The following is a 20,176-nucleotide window of genomic DNA, read 5'->3' as shown; positions in this document are numbered from 1 at the left end:
CTTTTTATTTTTGAAATTGGAACCAGCGAATGGAAGATAGCGGACTTGAATCCCCAATCGTACTTCCATCTGACCGCGATTCTTTCGGCGGTAATGAAACTTTAGGGACCAAAGTAATCCCTCTGTTTGGCCGCGACGAAATGAATTTGATCGAGTTCCCGTTCGGTCCCATTACTCCGACCGCGACCAAGACATTAGAAATCGATCACATTGTGCGGGACAAAGTTACCAAGCGAGAAATTTCACGACGACTGATCATCACTGGTTCGGAAGCATTCGGACTGCCACGCCCCATCGATGAACAAGTCCTGGTCGGACTAAAAGCGTTAACCCAAGAATCTGGATTCACTTCGCGGAAGGTTTGGTTTAGCCAATACCACCTCTGCCGCACATTGGGCTGGAATCCCGACGGTAGAGCCTACAAGCGGCTGGAGGCAAGTTTGGATCGAATTGCTGGTACAACCCTCAAGTTCAAGAACTCATGGTGGGATAAGGGCGAAACCAGTTGGCGATCGCATACGTTTCATTTGTTGGACAATGTTGAGCTCTGTTCAGCAGAGCGATACGAACTAATGCGGCAACGAAGTGGCCAGCGTGAGCAAGCAGCTTGCTATTTTGTTTGGAACGAAGTGATCTGGAAGAGCTTCCATGACGGGTATATCAAATTGATCGACATGGAGATGTTTCGGAAGATTGCCAACGGAAGACGACGTGAGGTACCACTGAGACTTTACCGCTGGCTTGATAAGCAGTTCTACCGACGCGAGGTCGTTTCCATCGAGATTTCGAAACTGGCCGTAGGCACACTGGGACTTGCAGCCAAGTATCCCAGCGAATTCAAGCGAGTGATTGAACGAGCAGCCAAGGTGCTGATCGATTCTGGTTTCATGGCAAATGTTGAGTTTCATTTGAGCGCTAACCATACCAGCATCGATGCCATTTTCTACAAAAAGCGAAAGCTCAAGATCGCAGCGATGTCCCGAAAACCGGTCTTCAGCGACAAGACATCCACTCTCATGAATACTCCAGTGAGTACCATTGATCAGCATACAACGTGGCTCGCTCAGCAAAACGAAAATGACTTGATGATGGCCGAGGATCAGGCGTTTGAACAGGCATTTGGATCAAAACTCGAACGCCAATTGATTCAGCAAGATCGGAAAGAGGGAAAACCGATTCTGGAATCGGGCAGATTGCGGCAGGAGTTCATTCGTCGCTTCATGGAACAGGGAATAACCTGCGCAGCAGAAAAGCAGGTCATAGCGAGCTGACCTGCTTGTTTGATTCTACTGTTTTTCAATGTACGTGACGTGGTCATTGATGATCGAGTAGGTGCTATTCCAGGTGATGATCAGCGAATCGAGCAATTTGATTCCAAGAACTTCCCCAGCTTTGGAAATATATTCCGTTGCTTGTTTATCAGCGTCGCTGGGCTGAAGATTTCCGGAAGGGTGATTGTGAGCGACAATAATGGCACAACTTCCGACAACCACCGCTCGTTGAAATATCTCTCTAGGATGAACGAGAGCCTGATTCGCAACACCTGTGGAGATCAACGAGTAACTGACGATTTGATGTGATCCATCCAGATACAGAGCGATGAAGTGTTCGCGACTGTTATCAGGCATTATCGACGAAATAAACCTGGCCACTTGCATTGGGTCTGTAACGGCAAGGAGCTGTTGAGTGGTCAAGCGGTAATTGACATTGACCTCTCTGATGTAAGTTTGATTGAGATGTTTTACGGTTGTACTTGTCATTTTATCCTCCGATGTTTTGCAAAGTTTTCTTTGCCGCATCGCGCTGAGCAGAAAGCGAATACCATCTTGCTTTCACGCGACTTTGGCTCGGTGGAATAGGGAAAGCACGGCAAGTCAAGGTGGAGTCTCGCCGCTAGGCGAGCAGCAGCCGCTTAAAATCAAAAACAAAGAAGGCGGCGGACCTTGACGCCGTGCTAAGATCAGAAGAGCCAAAGACGAGAGTAACGGTATCAGTCGAACAAGAAATCGATGTGACGCGCGCCGTCCAGGACGCGGAGAATCTGAACTGAGTTCGATTCAACTCGGTAAAAGATCACCCAGCGTTGTTGTGGAATGGCGCGTATCCCTGAGCCGAGCTTGGGATAGAGCTGGCCCATTTCGGGGTGATAGCGAAGCATCTCGCATCGTTCTCGGATTCTCTTGACCACCTGAACTGCCGTATGCGGTCGGTCTTCAGCGATGTAATCAAGAATTTCGTCCAGGTCAGCAGAAGCTGCCGGGGTAAACTGAAGCGACTTCATCCTTCGCGGCTGCTCTTCTCGATTTGAGCGGCTCGCTTTTCAATTCGATCAAAAACCTCATCACCGGTCAGCAATTCGCCTCGGTCAGCCTGCTCGATCCCCAACTGGACGGCATCGGATATTTCGACTTTACGCTTGAGTAAATCGACCGCCATATTGAGAGCTTGTTCCATGGAACTGGCCTTGCCGGAATCGATCAGCGATTCGATGAACTTGGAATTATCTGGCGTTAGTTCGACACTGGACATTTTGGTTGGCTCCCGATTAGTATTCTGTCCTTGATTGTACCATAAATCGCCCCGAATTAGCACGTAAGTTCTGCCTGCTAATGCCTGGGGATTTCCTTCCCGAGCTGCTGGCATAATCGCACAGCGATTTTGACAATCTGGTCCCTCGGTAAGCCAAAGTAGTGGGCAGCAAGATCAAGCTGATTTCCGGCTGCTCCGCACTTAAAGCACTTGAAGGCATTCTTCTCTGGTGACACTGCGAAGATGATACTATTTGGGGAAGTGGAGCCATGGATAGGGCAGGCTCCACGGAGGTATCTTCCGCCCTGATAACTTTTGGTTGGCTGCCAACCGTAGAGTTCCAAAACCTCACGCAATGAAACGATCTCTTTGAGCCTGCGAAAGTCGATCGGCTGTAGGTTTCTTCTGTCAGGCGCCGGTTGCATCATGGATGTTACGGCTCCGTCCGTGGCTACAAATTGTAAAGTCCATATCGCCAATTCTCTGACAGTCTGAATCCTTAAGCAAAAAAATTTTGCTTAGCAATTTCACCTATGGCAATCTCTGCCATGGAATACGGAAATACCTCACACCTGCCGCAAGGCGAAACACCTGCTGCGATAAATCGCTCAGCAGGGCTTTCATCTCAGGAGCGACTGTCCGGACCTAAACCACCCTCCAATCCCTGCTACTACGAACTAGAGCAGATAATTGAACTTCGAAACGCCTGGGTTCTGGGCGAAGAGTCTCTTGCAACTGAGGATTCCGTTGAAACCAGTCCTAACTTAAAGCCTCGGGGACAAGAGGAGGTTCTGAAACTTGCGGATTCCGCACTAGGCATTCTGGAAAAGGAGCTTAAGGCCGGAAAAAGCGAGACACTGACGAAATTCCTGACAGCAATGAGCCAGTTTCATAACTACAGCTTCAACAATTTGATGCTGATTGCATTTCAGCGTCCAGACGCTACCCATGTGGCCGGTTTTCAAGCCTGGAAGCAGCTCGGTCGCAGTGTAATGAAAGGGGAGCAGGGAATTAGAATCCTTGCACCGGTCATCTTGAAGCAGAAGCCGGATCTGGAAGGTTTCTCGGAAAGTAAGCAAGATGCTGATCAGGTCGAACAACCAAAGCGCATGTTAGTCGGTTTTAAGGTAGTGTCGGTCTTCGACATTTCTCAAACTGCCGGTGAGCCGTTACCAGACATTGGCACTGTCAAGGGTGATCCGGGCGAGAATCTGGCTCGCATCGAGTCTCTGATACGAAGTAAGGGAATCGAACTTCAATATGAAGAATTGGGAGCAGCCGAGGGGCTTTCCAAAGGTGGGACAATAGTCATTCAACCAGACCTAGGATCGGCTAAAACATTTTCTGTTTTGGCTCACGAGTTGGCCCATGAACTGCTTCATCGGGGTGAAAGAAGAGCAGAGACTACGCGGAACCAGCGGGAACTGGAGGCCGAGGCAGTAGCCTTCGTAGTCTGTCATGCATTTGGAATTGAGAGTGCCAGCCATGCATCCGACTATATTCAGCTCTACAAGGGAGATGCCGAGGAGCTCGGCAAATCGCTGGATGCGATCCGCAGTACAGCAGCCGAGATCATTTGCGGTCTTAAGTCATTGAATCAGGAGTAGCGACCCAGCGGAGATTCAGGCGGAGAGCATGGGTCACTAAATCCTGTCTAATTCATTTTCTGATGCTCACAAGTCTTGTACTTACACCCGTCTCCCTAAACGCTTCGCTGCCGCGAAAGGCATTTTGGGGAAGAGATTCTGTTTCGGCTCCGACCTCATCCAGCCAGGCTCGGAAGGCAATTGAGTTGGCATCGCTACGGAAAAATGGACCTTCGCTCATCACCGATACCAGCCGACCACCAGGAGCCAGTAGGCTGAATGCGTGTCGGACATGTTTGATTTCCTGTCCATCCTCAAACGGAGGATTCATCACAATGCAATCGTACTGGCCTTGATGATCCAGGAAATCCTCAAACGATATATCATATCCCTTGGCTTCCAGAATTTCCTGTAAGCTGCGATTGATCTCAATTCCGGTCACATCTGCGTCTGGAAACTGCTCAGTGATTGCGTCCAGAATGTCGCCTTTACCGCAAGACGGCTCTAGGACTCTTTCCGAACCCTTCAATTGAACCAGTTCCAACATTCGGTTGATCACAGGGCGCGGAGTCGGGAAGAAACCGGGAAGTCGTTTACCACGGAGGCTATCTTCGGCTTTGGTAATCGGATTGTCAGCCAATCGTTCGGCTTGATGGCCTGCCAATTCTCGGATCGCTGCACGTAGCTCTTCAATCGTGTGAATGTTGGCCGCTCTCAGTCGTTTCCAGTCTTCGAGTGACGACTCAAGCCACCTCACCTCGATTCCTGCCGATTTTGCCCGATCCACAAATTCTTGGTAGAGCTCAATTTCATGGGGGCGTTTGAATTCAAAGATCTCTCCGGATTTGGTCGATTTTAGAATCTTTGCCAATCGCTTTGAAATCTGCATGCAACCAGACCGCCCTGCGGCAACGGTCAACACATCCAGCACGTTTCGCTTGTGAACAGTCGGGTAGGGAAGAGCCACAAAGGGAACATCCGACAGATTGGGCAAGCGGTCTCTTTCGAGCTCGCGTTGATCGTAAGTCAGTGGCCTGTCTGCTTCCTCCGCTTCCCGAAATAGAACCGACAGATGATCTTGCTTGGCAGACCTCCAAATGGCATGTAGCGTCTCGACATGTGTCTTCGCTCTAATTCCATCCAGGAACTCGGCCTCACCTCGCGACATTGAATCGGCGATCGACTGAACGGTTTTGGCCAAGGCAATTTCGGCATAGGCCCGGCCTCGCATTCCAGCAGCCATACCGGCTCGGCGTGCGGTGTTCTTGAGCTTCGATTCATCATCAAGCAGGACTTGCTCGGCATTTTCCAGTAAGCGGGATGCTACCTCAGAAAGCCGTTCTGCCGCTGTCTGTTCCCGATGTGCCTTTCGTCCCTCCAGCTCCTCAGTGCGATCCGCGTCACCGTTTAGTAATGCAGCGAACTTAAGAGCTGAGTCTTCAGAGATAAACTGGAAACCGGCATCGGCTTTCCGGAAGGAACTGAACCATCCTCCCAGCATTTTGGCTTTGCGGTTAAGCTCGTTGTAAACATCCCGTTCCACCCGTTCGGTAAGCTGAACTATCCACAACGGGCATCCCTTCTTGTCGTGGTATCCCTGTTTGATAGTAAAGCTGGATTCGGATAGCCCTTCCGACTCGAACTTGGAAACTTGCGTTGGCTTTGCATCAGCCCTTTGCTTTCTACTCTGTTGAGCCGCCAGCCGGTCGTAGGTTTCCAGTTGCTGCTCAGTTAATTGGCCTATCCCCTTCAATCGAATCAGTTCCCGAAACTCGCTTAAGGATTCTGGATTCTCAACGATTTTCTGTTCGGCTTCTTGAGCTTTGGTCCTGGCCTCGTAATAGGATTTAAGATCATCAGCGGTTTGACTCGGGACCAGCTCGCTGAGTCGCTCCTTGAAACTCTGTTGGAGCGGTGAATAGGAGAACGAATCTTTGAGATAAAACGACCTCAGCAATGCGTCATAGATCGACTGGGCATTTTCTTGTTTTGTCCGTCCGCCGAACTTGCCTAGGTTTCGAGCTACATTCTGCATTCTTGTGGCATTAAACCGGGACTTTAGATCGCTCAAAAATGCCTCTTCGGCTTGGAGCATAGAGTTAAACGCGGCATGAAGCTCTTCAATCTCCAAGGTTTGATCGCCAAGTTTTGACCGGAAATGCTTATAGTCGTCCATGGTGAAATTGACCGCAAGTTTCTCGCCATAAGCTGGGACATTTTCCGACATGGCCAATCCATTTTCTGGATAATGCTGTCGATTGCTTGCTTCGACCGTTTGATTGAGCGGACCAGTCAGGAATTCTTCTTCTTCGTCCAGTGGAGCCGGGTAGATCTGCCCCTTGTCGAACCAAATTCCATCCCCTCCAGCACGAAAGCGAACTGCCACTTCCTGTCGAGCATGGGAAATATCGACCACTTCACCGAGTTCAACTTTGGACGGGTCGAAGAACACCTCGACCACATCACCTCGCATGATTGTGAAACGATGGGCAGGGCCATCGATGTCTGCCCGAAGGCGGTCAACGGTAATTAAATCTCGATCCTGCTTAGGAGCTGGCCACTTATATTGCGTCAGTCCTCCAAAGTCAGTCTGTCTCTCTGGCCTTACAAATCCATAGGCTACTTTTGATTGCGTTGTTTGTTCCATTTCATTCTCCAACGATTGGGCATCATTGCCGTTACTCGCTGGAGTTGGGTCGCACGGGAAGTCAAGGGGAAGCCTTTCGGCTCCGCCGAAAGCAGCAGCCTCCAAATCACTTGCAGAATCACCAGAGGCGGCCCTTGACCCCGTGCTACAATCGGAAGTGCTGACGGCAGACACCACCTCATTCTCAGGTGGCAGATCATCCCAATTGAAGGTAAGCTGCGAACTTCTATTTGTAGCTCTCATGGACAACGATCTTGCCATGATCGCCATTGCTACTCAAAAAAATCTTTGCCAGGGTCCCAACATCTGTATCCATGAGCAGGTGGATTGGCTGGATGAGCTCAAAATGTCATGAACTGGATGGTTTCAGCTCTAATCTGAATGAAAGAGCTTACTTTATTAGAATCGCGAAGTGACCAATGTTGTTTTAGTGGCAGCTAAATGCAAAGGTCACGCCCTCCTGTGTCAATAACCGCATTCGGGCGCGAAATACTGCGTAGACAAATGCCCCCAGTTCAAACTGCTCCTGTAGCGGAACGGCCAATCGGCAAGGTCTCTGAATCATTTCCAACCAATCAGGGTCTAGCCACTTTCCAGGCGTGTCTCAAACGGACGGAATCGAAGAAAGAATTGGGATTCGAGTCGGCTCCTCTTCATTGATACCCCAATGGGAATTCGACGGGTCATCATTATTGAAAAGAACCTCCTTTACAGCAACGGATACTGGTGGGGTCTTGAGGAAACTGAAGTAGGTATCAATGGATTGGTCGCATGGAGTGACAACGCAGAAAGCGTCTCTGCCTATAACAACCAGAACACCTAACGCGAATGGAGTCCCGCTAGACTGAAGGCAGATCCAGAACCGTTTGCTATTGATACTGCTCTCAATACGACGACTGGTCGCGATCGGCCAGACCAAGTATTCGTTCTCTTTGAAGGACCTTTGTAGTAGCTCTCGAGTGTTTGTACCTTTCAACGAAGCTTGCAAAAACAGTTCACGAAGCACATCCCCGAGTAGAGTTCCACTTGGAGAAAAGACATGTTTGTAACCCATTAATTTGAACATCGTCAAATGTGCTGCCTTTAAGGCTGTCGCCCAAACCTCTGGAGAGAAGTCTTTGCCAAGTCGAATCTCGAAATTGTTTGAATTTACGGTCGATGCTACCGTCGTGTCTATCTTAACATTGAAATTTGCTACCTCTCTTCCGTTTACTTCGACAATGAGAGGAGTGTGCGTGTCAACTCGACGGATACCATTTGTTCGATAGTGCTCAACCTCTTTACCTTTTATCACAATCTTTGGTTTAGTAGCCTGGCTTAATTTTTTCTCACAAAGAAAATCTACGTCCGCTTTGTTGCGGGCCTGCACAGTATTGAGGTTTGCCTCGCAGAGTTTGCCAAAGGTGTTGTCGACGTCCTTACGCTGCGGAACCCAAGGTCCGCTTCCATTCGTCGACTGGGGTAGAACATGGCCCTTACAAATCTCAACTGCTTCATCCTTATGCAGAATCGGGCAGAAAAATGTCCCTACATCCCTTCCCATAAATTGGCGGAAGTCCTCGTTTAGCTCTTTGAGGCGTCTAAACAGTGCTTCATCCACTTGTTAGTCCTTATACGGCTGGATTCTACATCGGCGCGGGAAGGTCGTAGCTATCCTTTCGGGGATACGTTCTGGATGCATAAGGTTCACACAGAATTGCGAATCATTCATTGTTCGTGCCGAAACGGAAACGACCTGCTCGGCGGCTGAAATGCGCGGCAACTTCCTTTTTGCATTCTTCCAGCGATCGCTAGAATCTGGTGCTAACATTCAAATTCTTAATGAGGCGCCTGGATGTCCAATTATCAAATTCAGACAAACCCTACACATTCAGTTCTTGGCTAGCCGCAATCCATTCAACAAAAGTGTCTTGCCTCTGATGGAAATGGAATTTCTCGGTAGTTGAGTTAGCATACCCACTATCGGGAGGTGTTCCATGGGACAAACAAGACGTAATTTTGGTGCAGAGCAGAAGGCGGAAGTGGTCCGTCGGCATTTGAAGGACAAGGTAGCGGTCAGCGATCTGGCCGACGAGCTGGGCATTCAGCCGAGCCAGATCCATCAATGGGTGAATGCCGTTCTTGCGCAGGCTGAGCAGGCGTTTGTGGGTAAGGGTGGTCGTCGCGTGAAGTCGGCGGCGAAGCTGGAAGATGCCAAACAACGTCAGATCAAGCGGCTTGAGGAGAAGCTGCAGCTGAAGAATGAGGTGATCTCCGAACTCATGGAAGAGAACGTCAAGGCAAAAAAAGAAAATGGGGACCTGTGACTGGACGCTGGGTCCCCCATGATACGCGTGACTCGATCGTTGATTACCTGAGGTATTGGAGCGATCGAGCTGAAATTCCAATGAAACGCTTGCTGTTCTGGCTCGGACTGGCTGCCAGCAAGTTCCACAGCTGGAAGCATCGCTATGGTATGGCCAATGAGCATAATGGCCAGATACCACGTGATTGGTGGATCGAAGAATGGGAAAAGAAAGCCATCGTCGATTACCACGACCAGCATCCACTAGAAGGCTACCGACGCTTGACGTTCATGATGCTTGATGATGACATCGTGGCTGTCAGCCCGAGCACCACATATCGCGTACTGAAAGCTGCTCGGCGATTGGATCGCAAGAACAATCTGCCCAGCAAGAATGGCACAGGTTTCGAACAACCCGAAAAGGCCCATAAACATTGGCATGTTGACATCAGCTACCTCAATCTAGGAGGTACCTTCTACTTCCTGATATCGGTACTCGATGGCTACAGTCGCTACATTGTCCACTGGGAAATTCGCGAGAAGATGGAGGAGCAGGACGTCGAAGTGGTGGTGGCTCGCGCACTGGAAAAGAATCCTGGTGTCAAGCCGCGAATCATCAGTGACAATGGACCACAGTTCATTGCCAAGGACTTCAAGCTCTTTATCCGGATCTTCGGTCTGAGTCACGTTCGTACGAGTCCCTACTATCCCCAAAGCAACGGCAAGTTGGAAAGGTTCCACGGGATCCTGAAGCAGGAATGCATCCGACCTAGTTGTCCAGCAACGGTGGAAGAAGCAAAACGCCGCGTTCACGATTTCGTCGAACATTACAACAACGTGCGTTTGAATAGCGCGATCGGATATATCACTCCGGCCGACAAACTGGCAGACCTCGGACGTGTGATTGCCGCCGAACGCGATCGCAAGCTGGAAGAAGCGCGAAAGCGCCGCGAACTTGCCCGGCAAACGCAGCCGCGAGTTGCATAGTCGATGACGACAGATTAAAAACGAATGCAGTTGTACGGAGGATAGGGCTCTGCAGAGGTGCAACCTGAGCGCCGCACAATCGCGAAGTTGGAAGCTGGGGTGGCGCAAGCCGAGCTTGCGTCACTACCTCCCCTTCCAACTTTGCCCAAAAGCGAAAAACCTCCGCATGGATGCAATCAATTCTCACGCAGGATGCGTTCAACAACTCGCTAACTCTAACCCCTTGCAAATTCCGATTCCCGGTGAACCAAGACAGTTCATTGATGATCTTGGCTGGGACAACTTCAGTTCATCGCAAGAGCTGGAGATTCATGATCAGTGTATTCGGCTCGAGTCGGTCGCCGAAAAGCGTGGCCTGCGTGTATTCAGCTGCAAACTACATCGGACTTCCCTCGCAAACCGTGGTCTTCTTCGCCGAATTCAGAAGCAGCTTATTCGCCAGCACCACGAGCACATTATCGTTTACCACTCGGAAGAACCGCAAAAGCAAGTCTGGCAATGGGCAATTCATCAGATCGACGGACGAAAGGTTCGACATCGAGAGCATCCTTTCCTCTCGTATCAGCCACCGAGGCCATTACTCGAACGGATAAGTAACCTTCGGTTTACATTGGATGATGAGGAGAATGCAACACTTGTCAATGCTATGGAGCGAACGCGTCTCGCTCTCGACGTCGTTCCCGAGCAAGAGATGTTTGCTCGACTGCCTTTTTACGCGAAGCAATCGGATGAACTTGCGGTTGCGATGCGAGAAGGCGAGCCTGGAGCGTTTGACCGTTTTTGTGAGTTTCATTTGCGTTTGGCCAAGCGAGCATCTCGAATGCTATTCCACTGGTTTGGGATGGAAGAAGATGATGCGTTTCAAATCGCCTGTATTGGGCTCATACAGGCTGCGAAGCGATACGATCCCGTTCGTGGCTTGCAGTTTTCGACTATTGCAAGTTATTGGCTACGAGCTTGCTGCCAGCGCCATGGTTTAAATGCTGCATATCTTGTCCGTTTCCCGGTGCATGTGTTCTGGCCGCTATTTGCCGGCAGTCTCATCGCTCAGCACCTTTCTTTCCCAGATTGAAGAACTGGAATCCGTTGATACGGCGCTGCCCTGTGACAGCTCTGGCAACCGAAGTGAGTGATTTGTATTGCTGGCCGTTGAATTCGAATCCAGAACTTCGCACAACCACTCTTATCGTCTGTCCTCTGTAGGTTTTGACCAGAGAAGCCCCAGGCTCAGGGATTCGACGATCGACTGGGGGCTTGAGTACCGTGCTTACCGTTCTGGATGTCGAGGTGTCATCGGCATCCGTCTTTGCCCGAACGCGAAGAATCGATTTTCGAAACGGCCTCTCTGCTGCAATCTGTTTAGCGAGTAGTCTCGATTCCTCGGAGATATCGCCTTTGGTTGCTGCCTGTATGATCCAGAGGATTCGCTTGATGTACCAGCGTTTGCATTTGATCGAGACCCTGCGTGACGACAATCCGTGATAGCGTTCTCAGAGTTCGATGATCGACATTTGTTCGAGTCTGTTTTGCTCTCTCTTTATGTTTAGGCCCATAGGCTCTCCCGTTTGAGGTGCATTTTCGATCGCGTTTCGCGTTAGTCACAGAGAGCGCGAACGACGCGATAACCTCAAGCCGAGATAAGGGGTAAATCGGACTGCCTTGCAAGTAAATACCAGCCATTAGCCCTGATTGCATCGATTCGAGCGACGAACAATCGGTTGCGGATTGCTGGAGGCGATGGGATGATAATTGGACTCGAACACTGAATCTCATCGATCTTAGGTAGTTTCAAGAAGTCGATGTTGCGATCCTTACGCCATCCTCGGGAGCAAGCATTTTGGCAAAATCAAAACCACATGTGACGCGAACAACGCACTGCTGCCCATTCGACCAATTGAGTTGGGAGCAATTCGAGCAACTCACGTTGAGGCTCGCCATGAAAAATGGGTATGAGAATGCAGAGCATTATGGAGCAACTGGGAATGATAAAGCCAGGGATATTGTGGATCGAAGGAAGGGTGCATATTTCCAGTGCAAGAACCAAAAGAGTTTCCCACCGAAAGCCGTAAGGCAAGAGATAGACAAGATTAAGTTGCACAAAGGAGTGAAGTTGGTTGTGTTTGTTATTGCTGGAAAGGTTTCGTCCACTGCACGTGATCTTGCCGTTGATTTACTAGGGAAGATCCCATGCGAGTTTTGGTGTGAATCGAAACTCGATGCGATGGTTAAGGACTCATCCACAATCCTTAGGGACTACTTCGATTATCCTGAATCAAGAAAAAGTACCAAGACGAAGGGTGCGAGAGTGATCCGCCCACTTGTTGGGAAAATTTCAGTTGATCAAAAAGGAAAAGTCAAAGCGACCGATGATGAATTAGCTGAGTATCTATCGGAGATCATCGCGAAGTTTGAGAACTCAAAAAAGATCGGACGCATCCGCATTCAACTGGAGAAACTTCAGGAGATCAATCTCAAGCTAAAGCACAAACAGTATAGTTCTCCGGACCACAAAATTGCATTGATGCGCACCAAGCGTGGGTTGATGGATATTTCGAAGCGCATAGAGCGAGGGCTCACCTTGCTTGGGCTTAGCTGGCGATACTCAGGTACTTTGTCGGACAAAGCAGTCATTGCTCGAACGGTAGTGAGGCAAATTCTCGAGCTTGGCGGTTTTGTGGAGGAGCCTCGTCAACTGCCATTCAATCAACGAGGCGCCACCATTGAGATATTCGCAAGAGAGCGCTCTTATCCTCGCCAGTTGCAATTGGAGACGAGTCGAACGGAATGCGAGGAAATTGAGAAACGAATTGGGTTTTCAGTGTATGGCACTGTAATGAACGGGCAATCATGCTCTTTGTTGCCAGCAGAATTCCTTTGGTTTCGAGCGTATCCCACGATGATTGTTGCAACGGTTTGGTTCAAAGCGTATCCCAATGATGACCAACTTGCCGCTGAAAAATGTGATAGGGACAATTGGCTTTTCGGACTGGCATAGTAGAAAGTCATGCCTTGAGCGTGAGCGATTTTTTGCTTCATACGGTTTCGCTTTCCGTATTTCGCCACTCAAATCAAACTTTTCACCGAAAAGAGAGTCCGAAGGCGAGAAAAAGTATCGAACTGGTTTCGATCGTTCGAACGACACCGAACAGGTCTCGAACTCGCGTAAGTCTTTGCATGTCAGATGTTTATGGCGAATCTCAAAAGAGAGTATTGTTACGAAGAGGGTTGCGCACGGGGAGGGGTGGGGCCGGCGGGGCACGCTGGCTTTAGTCAGCGATGGGAGTCGTGGGCCGAGTTCGGGCTGTAGAATTTGGTGATGTCGATGCCACCGCGCTGCTCCTCTTCAAGCAGCTTGAGGCGTAATTCAAGTTGCTCCAGACGACGCTGCATTTGCGGCAGCAAGGCGGGCAGTGGATCTACCGGTTGAAAGCGCGGTACGGCGGGATAACCGAGATGCCGCTGCATGGCGGCAAATAGGTACAGCGGGTCGTGGCGGCGATTGGCTTGAGCAATCCTGCCTTCCTGGACGCCAAACAGTACCGGATCGCCAGTCGGTAATTCCTCGTCAGTCTGGGTATCTATCTGCGAGCGGCGCTGCTGGGCGAGTTGGCTGCGGGCGTAGATCATGTCGGCCAGGTCAACCAACCCCAGTTGCTTACGGACATTCAAAATCCACCGTTGCCAGTCTCCCACAAAAGCCGGATCCTCCGACATAGCCTTCAGTCCACGATCGTAGTTCAGCCGATTCCGGGCAATCGCCTCGAATTGAAAGAAAAACAGTCCCTGCGGATCTAATGTATCCTGAGTGCGGTACAGCGCCTCGGCGGCCAAGATTTGCAGGCCGGTCCGATAGTCAAAGCGCCCACGGTCGTCTTCGGCTTCAGCTATCAAATAGATTTGGAAAGGCACGAAATAGTGGCTGAGCACCTGCATGCCCGTGTGCATCTTGCCGTGATGTTTCAGTTCTGCCAGCAGAACATCGATAGCCATGGGCAGCCGCGTCGTGGAGAGCAGTTCGTGCTTGGTTTGCTGCATCAGCTCCTGTAACGGCAATCCGGCACCCATCCGCTCCAACAGCACGCGATAGAAATAGGCTTGCTCGACATACTCTTCCTTGGCCAACATACAAGCCGCTCCTCTAAGAAATCACTGAAACCGACTTATGCCGAAGGCTGTTAAGGTTGAAGTAGGTGGAAGGACGTTGAAAGCGAACAAAGAAAGTGGTGGGCCGGCGCGAGGCTGAACCACCTGAATGTGAGCAATTGTATTCGCAAACTCCATGCCTTTGATTCTAGCAGTACTATTTGTATCCCGCTTGTCCCACCCTACAAAGGCTACAAAGGTGCGGAGTAAAGCAGTTTACCATGTGGGGTTAGCCAGTCACCTCCGGACCGCGAAAATAGATCAACCGCATACAACTGGGGACAAACACAATTGCAATCAGCGTAGCGCCCAATACACCCGCTCCGATGGTAATCGCCAGCGGAGGCCAGAAGGCACCTCCGTCCATGATCAGAGGCAAGAAGCCGGCCACGGTGGTGGCCGTGGTGGCCAGCACGTGCCGAGTGATTTCGACGACCGTGTCGACCATAGCTTTCAGGTTACCCAAGCGAGCGGCCAGGTTGTTCTGCAGGGCAGCCACCACAACTATGGAATCGTTAATGGCCACGCCGATCAATCCCATGGTGCCAATAATGGCCATGAATCCAAATGGATGGCCAAATAACCATAAGGCTCCCATACCCAGTCCTACCGACAGTACGGCAACGCCTGAAATCATTGCCGTCAATCGAAATGAAGACAGCGCCAAGACCATCGAGGCCAACATGCCTACCACCAGAATGGCAACATTGGCTAACAGTCGCCCTACCGCGCTGTTGCGTTCGTGGGCTTCGCCTCCCAGTTCCAGGCGATATCCTGGCGGCAATTCAAAACCCTGGCGTTCCAATTCGCTACTGAGTGCTACCAGCGTTCGGGATGGCAACGCTTCGGCGCGCAAGTAAGCTTTGATCTCGTTGATACGCACGCCTCCGTAGCGAGCAATCAGTGCTCGCTGAGGCGTCAAAGAAATGTCAGCAACTGAGGAAATCGGTACCAGTGAGGTCAATACGGGCCAGTCGTCGCTACCACCTGCGGCAGCTCCAGAGGGTGTTTCAGGTGCGGAAGAGAACAATACAGTCTCTCCCAGGGCATCAATGCTGCTCGAGCGCTGATCAGCGATACGCACTCGTACAGGCACCTGTTCGGTCTGCTCGATCAGCGAGCCAGCCTGCAGCCCTTCCAGGCGCGAGAACAATTGATCGGCAATGTCGCGCTCGGTCAGGCCGGCCCAACCTGCTTGCTGCGCGCGGACGGCTACTTGGGCAACGGCACGCGATTCCCCGAGCATCGTTTTGGTATGAATCACTTCGGGCAGGCCAGAAGCGATGCGTCGCAACTGTTCTCCTAAGCTGTCCAGTTGATCGATGTCTGGGCCGGAAATGCGCACTTCAACGGGTGCGTCAAACGGTGGGCCCTGCTCCAACTGTCGCACTAGAATTCGTGCCTCAGGAAACTGTATGTCAACCTGTGCCTGAAGCTGCCGAATCAGATCGCCGGCGGGAAACTCACTGTCAAGATTGACGATCCCTTGGGCAAAATGCGGACTATTTTTGACCCGGCTAATGACGTTGTAATAGAACGAGGGAGCGCTGTTGCCAAAAAACCAGGAAACCTGAGCGATGCGCGGTTGATTGCGCAAAAACCGATCGAGCCGTTGGATAACCGCCTCTGTTTGAGCCATTGAAGCACTCGGCTGCAGTTCAACTTCGATATGAAATTGGCTACGATCCGAGGGTGGAAAGAACTGTTCGCTCAGTCGTGTAGCTGCCACAAACCCCGCGATCGGCAAAGCCACGCCAATAGCAATACCAATCAGTGGCCTGGCAAAAACGAAACTCAAGGCACGCCGATAAACCGCAGTCAGGCGCTCAATAGCGATGCCATGTCGCCAGAGTTGCTTCAAGAAATGAAACGATTCCGGCTGGTGTTGGTTCAAATGGGCCACGCGCTGTTGCAACCAGGCAGCGACTGTGGGCAGAATGGTCAGCGACAAAAACAACGAACTGAACACCGCCAGAATGACCGTCAGTGCGATTGAACCCACGAACTCGCCGGTTGGTCCTTCCATCAGCGCGATGGGAGCAAAGGCGAAAGCGGTGGTCAGCGTCGATGCGGCCAGCGGTGCTGCCAGACGACGGACCATATCCACGGCGGCCTCATAGGCCGACAGCCCGCGCCGCAGACTAATCTCCACTTCGTCTGCGGCGATGATCGCATTGTCGATCAGCATCCCCAAGGCGATGATTAATCCAGTGACTGACATCTGATGAATGGGAATGTCCAAGAGTCGCATACCGGTCAAGACGATCATCGTCGCCAGTGGCAAGGTGGCCGTGACCAGAAGTGAACTGCGCCACCCTAAAAACAACCAGGTGGTCAGCGAGACGGCAACCATGCTGAGGGCCAGATTCGATAGCAGCTTGTGAATGCGTCCCGTAACGAATTTCTCCTGCTGCATGATAATGTCCAGCTTGATTCCCGACGGAAGTTGCGACTGGAATTCCGCCACAACGTCGTCAGCCAGCGCAGCCCACTTGTCGATGCGAAAGTCGCTGCGCAGGATAACGCCCAGGACGACCGATGGCTGCATGTCAATCATAGCTTTCGACCCAGGAGGCTCGGGCGTGCCACGCCGCAACGTAGCAATGTCGCGGACATGCAGTGTGTAGCCGGGTGTCGAGCTGTCTAGTTGCGTGTTGGCGATGTCCTGGAGGCTACTGAACTGATTACGAAACTGAACGACGGTTTCGGTAGCAGCGGAGCGCAGCATTCCGGAGCTGGTCTTGACGTCGGCCTGGCTTAACCGTGCTGCCACCATTGCTGGAGAGACGCCTGATGCAGCCATGCGAGCCGGGTCGATCTCCACCAGGATTTCTTCCTGTGGGTCGCCAAACAGTTCGACCAATTTGGTACCTGGCAGCGCCAGCAGCCGATCTTTTAGCTCCAAGGCTTGTCTTCGCATGACCCCATACCGGGGCTGACCCTGGCCAACCCAAGTAATTCCACCGATCCAGGCGAACGCCGACATTTCGGGTTGATGGAACTCGGGGCGTCGGCAACCTGCCGGGAGTTCGCCGATGGCATCCTCCATCTTGCCGCGCACTTTGGGCCAAATCTGATCCGGCTCGTTGATCGCGTCCAGCAGTTCGATGGTGATCAGCGAAACGCCCGCGCGACTTACCGAACGCAACCGCTTGATCTCCGCCACATCTCTCAGGCGGCGTTCGATCTTCTCGGTGACCAAGGCTTCGACTTTTTCGGCGTCAGCTCCGGGATAGACCGTTGTCAACTGCGCCACGCGAGGTCTCAGCAGCGGGTCTTCGCGACGCGGCAGAACCATCAAGGAACTTAACCCCGAAACGACGATCAGCAGGACCGTCAAAGCGGTCAATCGCCGGTCCCGGTAGAAAGCGGCCGCCAAGCGCGCGACCCCCAATCGCTCCGCCACTTCATTTCCAGGCTGTGTCTGACTGCCCGCAGCGGATGAGCCACTGCCGCCGGTAGCGTTACTTGAGGCGGTCATCGATCACCACCGCCTGCGACTGCGTGTTGCGTAAACTCCAAATCTAAGGGCTCGACCAATTGGCTCAGTACTTTTTGTCCCGCCGTAAGGCGATGCACGCCACTGACAATCAGCAGATCGTCGTCGGACAGGGTGCCTTGAACCTGTGACCAACGGCCGGTAGTTCTTAGCAATTCAACTTGGCAGGCTTGAGCAGTGCACTCGACTGCATTGGCAGTCGTCGCTGGCTGCTCTTCTGGCCTGGCAATCAGCAACGACCACAGTCCGCGTCCAGCCGAGACCAAGGCGCTGGACGGAACCCACCATCCACCTCTATCGACAGGGACCTCAATTTCTAGCTCGATCGCCTGGCCAACTCGATGATGCAATTGACAGTTCGCTAATGCATCCGCAGTTGCAGCCGGTACGACCGCTGCGGTAGTCGGCACTGCCGCAGACGAGGGCAACGAAAACACAGCTTGAACATTACGAGTGCGCTGGTCAATCACGGGCGACAGCCGCGATAATCGTGCTGGCAAACTCAAATCCTCGCACCAAATGCGGGCAGCCCCCAGTATTTGCGGTGAAACCAGATCAGCGGGCAAACCTACGTGCACCTCTAGCTGTTCGGTCTCGGCGACTTCCAGAATCGCTTGGCCGGGACTGACAACCACGCCTTCATCCACAAAGCGAGCTTTCACATGACCGCCAAACGGTGCCAGGATTAGATGATCAGAAATCAGCACAGAGACCTTTTCGATTTGAGCCTGTAAGCTTCGAACTGTTGCCTCTTGAGCCAGAAGTTGTTCGGCCCGCGTCCCCTCTTCCAGCAGTTCGAGCGTCTTGTTGGCGTTATCCAGTTGAGCTTGCGAAGCATGTAGCGCTGTCGCACTTTCGTCGCGCTCTTGCTTGGAAATGCTGGACGACTGGATCAATTGATTGACGCGATCCGCATTAGCCTTGCGTAGAGCCAGCATGGCCTCAGACTCACGGACCTGCGCCTGCGCTTTTTCAATCTCTTGAGCGCGTGGTCCGCGACGTAGTTCCGATAGTCGCGCTTCGGCACCTGACAATTGTGCCACCAGAGCGTCGCGTTCGGCCAAAAGTTCGCGATTGTCCAGCTCGGCCAGAACCTGCCCGGCCTGCACCTGATGGCCCAGATCGACACTTACCTTGGTTACTTTTCCCAGTAACTTCGAAGCCAGAAGGCTGCTGCGACGAGCCTTCACGACTCCGGGAAATCGCTGAGCTAAGGTGGTGGGTTGCAAACTGCCCAGTAGCGCGGTGCTGGTTGGCAAGCGGTAGGCAGTCTCCTGGCCCGAGCGTTTGCCAGTGGCAGCGACGTTCGGGTGATTGCCAATTTTTGCATCCAGCGCTTCACCGCTGGATGGCTCGCTGCCAGACTGTTTGCCGGACTCTAGTGATACGGCTGGTACTGATGCTTGAGGACTTTCGCTGTGAAGCAGCGTTTGTCGGCCATGTTCATCGAACTTCAACATGCCGATGGCGACCCCACCGCCGGACAGCAAAATCACGGCAATTAGCCACAGCGTCATTTTTTGACGCACCGTCATTTTGCCGACAAAAAAAGGGGCTCGACTGCACATCTTAGTGGTCATGTTTGAGTAGCCTCTCACGCAAAGAATTCATCAGTTGGTCGGTTTGTTCGTAGCTGACCAAAGGTTGCCAGTTGTAGCCGTTCATAAGAGTCCAGCCGTGATAGCGAATGCTGCGTTGAGGCTGGTTTACTCCGATGTCGACCAAGGCCGGGCTGGTGGCCATCAGGATCTGGCTGCCGTACATTAGCGCCCAAAATCCGAACACAAACTCTTCAGCCGACAGCTCTTTAGGCAATTGAAGATCGCCCATGGCCACCGCATCGCGCACGACTCCGGCCACAATTGCCATGATGCGTTGTTCGAACTGCTGTACCAATTTTTGGCGAATCTCTGATGATTTTTCGAGAATGGCCCCGCTCCGCAGCATCTCTTCGATCGCAAAATGCTGGCGGAAGTGAGAGGCGTATAGATCGCATGCGCAACCGATGGCTGCCATCCGTTCACGGGATCGCGGCCTGGAAATGGCGGCGGTTTCAAACAGCTTGCGACGCAGCTCCAGCGATTCCAATGCCAGGGCAACTACTATTTCTTCTTTGTTCGGAAAATGGTTGTACAGGGTACCTTTGGCAAACTGCATTTCGGCGGCCAACCGCTCCATGCTCAATCCGCCAAGGCCCTCGGATAAAAGTGTCCCCCGGGCCAATTGCAAAATCTGCTGCTCGCGCTGATCGATCTGTTGTTTTTTGCGGGAGATCGTGCTCATGTCGCCAATATTGACGGACCGTCAATCTTATGTCAAGCGGTTTTCTAGCTGTCGGCCTCGCTTTTTCAAAGAAATACGAGTGGTTACTGGAGGCCGGCAGCGATTTTTGACCGCAAAGTCAGGTAAGGGCAGTAAGTACCGGGCTGGGGAAGAGCGGCTCTGGGCGGAGGCGTTTTACGGTGTAGGAAAGGCCGGCGCGGGCCATGTCCAGCATGGCC

Annotated in this window: 17 protein-coding genes; 6 read left to right on the top strand and 11 right to left on the bottom strand. The window is 52.0% G+C overall.

Annotated features, from left to right (window positions below; all coding sequences use genetic code 11):
- Positions 1-29: 29 nt before the first annotated feature.
- A complete protein-coding gene (locus KF752_10435) occupies positions 30-1,271 on the top strand; it encodes a replication initiator protein A (GenBank protein MBX3421957.1) in 1,242 nt (413 codons plus the stop codon).
- Positions 1,272-1,286: 15 nt separating this feature from the next.
- Here the strand turns inward: KF752_10435 and KF752_10430 are convergent, their stop codons facing one another.
- The 4 genes from KF752_10430 to KF752_10415 form a co-directional block, all read right to left on the bottom strand.
- A complete protein-coding gene (locus KF752_10430) occupies positions 1,287-1,760 on the bottom strand; it encodes a JAB domain-containing protein (protein MBX3421956.1) in 474 nt (157 codons plus the stop codon).
- A 230-nt stretch (positions 1,761-1,990) separates the two neighbouring features.
- On the bottom strand, positions 1,991-2,281 hold the full coding sequence (locus KF752_10425; protein ID MBX3421955.1) for a type II toxin-antitoxin system RelE/ParE family toxin: 291 nt from the start codon (positions 2,279-2,281) through the stop codon (positions 1,991-1,993).
- Positions 2,278-2,529 (bottom strand): hypothetical protein, encoded by a 252-nt coding sequence (locus KF752_10420; GenBank protein ID MBX3421954.1) that lies wholly within the window; start codon positions 2,527-2,529, stop codon positions 2,278-2,280. The genes KF752_10425 and KF752_10420 overlap by 4 nt, the downstream gene beginning before the upstream one ends.
- Positions 2,530-2,606: 77 nt before the next feature.
- The gene (locus KF752_10415; protein ID MBX3421953.1) at positions 2,607-2,957 is read right to left on the bottom strand and encodes a hypothetical protein; all 351 of its coding nucleotides are present in this window, start codon (positions 2,955-2,957) and stop codon (positions 2,607-2,609) included.
- 105 nt (positions 2,958-3,062) lie between these two features.
- On the opposite strand from KF752_10415, the gene KF752_10410 reads away from it, so the two are divergent.
- The gene (locus tag KF752_10410) at positions 3,063-4,136 is read left to right on the top strand and encodes an ImmA/IrrE family metallo-endopeptidase (protein MBX3421952.1); all 1,074 of its coding nucleotides are present in this window, start codon (positions 3,063-3,065) and stop codon (positions 4,134-4,136) included.
- Between the two features lie 52 nt (positions 4,137-4,188).
- Here KF752_10410 and KF752_10405 read toward each other — a convergent pair whose 3' ends face one another.
- Complete coding sequence (locus KF752_10405; GenBank protein MBX3421951.1) at positions 4,189-6,762, bottom strand: methyltransferase domain-containing protein; 2,574 nt, start codon at positions 6,760-6,762, stop codon at positions 4,189-4,191.
- Positions 6,763-7,366: 604 nt separating this feature from the next.
- Positions 7,367-8,362 carry a hypothetical protein gene (locus KF752_10400; protein ID MBX3421950.1) on the bottom strand — a complete coding sequence of 332 codons (996 nt, stop codon included), beginning with the start codon at positions 8,360-8,362 and terminating at the stop codon, positions 7,367-7,369.
- Positions 8,363-8,738: 376 nt separating this feature from the next.
- Between KF752_10400 and KF752_10395 the strand changes: the two genes are divergently transcribed.
- From KF752_10395 to KF752_10385, 3 genes are all read left to right on the top strand, one after another.
- Complete coding sequence (locus KF752_10395) at positions 8,739-9,068, top strand: transposase (protein ID MBX3421949.1); 330 nt, start codon at positions 8,739-8,741, stop codon at positions 9,066-9,068.
- A gap of 80 nt (positions 9,069-9,148) precedes the next feature.
- Positions 9,149-10,033 (top strand): DDE-type integrase/transposase/recombinase, encoded by an 885-nt coding sequence (locus KF752_10390; GenBank protein MBX3421948.1) that lies wholly within the window; start codon positions 9,149-9,151, stop codon positions 10,031-10,033.
- Between the two features lie 166 nt (positions 10,034-10,199).
- Positions 10,200-11,105 (top strand): hypothetical protein, encoded by a 906-nt coding sequence (locus KF752_10385; GenBank protein ID MBX3421947.1) that lies wholly within the window; start codon positions 10,200-10,202, stop codon positions 11,103-11,105.
- Here KF752_10385 and KF752_10380 read toward each other — a convergent pair.
- A complete protein-coding gene (locus KF752_10380; protein ID MBX3421946.1) occupies positions 11,074-11,508 on the bottom strand; it encodes a DUF2924 domain-containing protein in 435 nt (144 codons plus the stop codon). The two genes, KF752_10385 and KF752_10380, sit on opposite strands and share 32 nt — an antisense overlap.
- Positions 11,509-11,870: 362 nt before the next feature.
- Between KF752_10380 and KF752_10375 the strand changes: the two genes are divergently transcribed.
- Entirely contained in the window at positions 11,871-13,028 is a 1,158-nt protein-coding gene (locus KF752_10375) for a restriction endonuclease (protein MBX3421945.1), read from the top strand.
- Between the two features lie 275 nt (positions 13,029-13,303).
- On the opposite strand, the gene KF752_10370 is transcribed toward KF752_10375, so the two are convergent.
- From KF752_10370 to KF752_10355, 4 genes are all read right to left on the bottom strand, one after another.
- On the bottom strand, positions 13,304-14,158 hold the full coding sequence (locus KF752_10370) for a hypothetical protein (protein MBX3421944.1): 855 nt from the start codon (positions 14,156-14,158) through the stop codon (positions 13,304-13,306).
- Positions 14,159-14,405: 247 nt separating this feature from the next.
- Complete coding sequence (locus KF752_10365; protein MBX3421943.1) at positions 14,406-17,657, bottom strand: efflux RND transporter permease subunit; 3,252 nt, start codon at positions 17,655-17,657, stop codon at positions 14,406-14,408.
- On the bottom strand, positions 17,654-19,255 hold the full coding sequence (locus tag KF752_10360) for an HlyD family efflux transporter periplasmic adaptor subunit (GenBank protein ID MBX3421942.1): 1,602 nt from the start codon (positions 19,253-19,255) through the stop codon (positions 17,654-17,656). The genes KF752_10365 and KF752_10360 overlap by 4 nt, the downstream gene beginning before the upstream one ends.
- Entirely contained in the window at positions 19,245-19,958 is a 714-nt protein-coding gene (locus tag KF752_10355; protein MBX3421941.1) for a TetR/AcrR family transcriptional regulator, read from the bottom strand. The genes KF752_10360 and KF752_10355 overlap by 11 nt, the downstream gene beginning before the upstream one ends.
- Positions 19,959-20,176: the final 218 nt, after the last annotated feature.

It is taken from the genome of Pirellulaceae bacterium (assembly GCA_019636385.1).
Classification (GTDB): domain Bacteria; phylum Planctomycetota; class Planctomycetia; order Pirellulales; family Pirellulaceae; genus Aureliella.
Note: the sequence above shows the minus strand (reverse complement) of the source record. Positions and strands in the feature narration are given on the sequence as shown.